We start from the raw sequence: 512 nt of genomic DNA on the forward strand, positions 1-512 counted from the left end.
GTTGATGAGGTCGGGGTGGCCGTAGTAGCGTAGCCGCTTGGTGCGGATCACCTGATAACCCGGCCCTTCGAGGGGCAGGGATACGCCGTTTTTCAGGCAACCGGCGGCATAACCGCCGATGGCTTCCGCTTGCAATACGGTCGCCAGCAACAGGGACGTCAGCATATGCGTGCTCCTTGTCTTGCTTCTAGTCGGCTCAGCAGTACGAACAGACTCAAACATATAAATAAATAGGCTGCGGCTACCAGCAGCCAGATCTCGTAGACCAGCCCGCTGGAGTTGGCCATCTCGGTGCCGACGAAGGTGAGCTCCTGCACCGAGATAAGGGAAACGATGGCGGTATCCTTCACCAGCGCGATGAGCTGGCCGGTGAGGGGGGGCAGCATCAGCAGCATGGCCTGCGGCAGGATCACATGGCGCAGCCGCACCCAGGGGGAGAGCCCGAGGCTCTGTGCCGCCTCCCACTGGCCGCGGGGGATGGCGGCCAGTGGGAGGCGGCACAGAGCCTCGGG

The 512-nt window shown here is 62.9% G+C and carries 2 protein-coding genes; both read right to left on the reverse strand.

Going from position 1 to position 512, the window contains the following annotated elements; translation table 11 throughout:
- Positions 1–165 (reverse strand): penicillin-insensitive murein endopeptidase (locus DBR30_RS22090; RefSeq protein ID WP_258224404.1); only part of this gene is annotated, 165 nt, incomplete at its 3' end.
- Positions 159–512: ABC transporter permease subunit (locus DBR30_RS11385; RefSeq protein ID WP_146181378.1), on the reverse strand; the 354-nt coding region annotated here is incomplete at its 5' end. The genes DBR30_RS11385 and DBR30_RS22090, both read right to left, overlap by 7 nt.

This window comes from Aeromonas sp. HMWF017 (genome assembly GCF_003061465.1).
In the GTDB taxonomy this organism is placed as follows: Bacteria; Pseudomonadota; Gammaproteobacteria; order Enterobacterales; family Aeromonadaceae; genus Aeromonas; species Aeromonas veronii.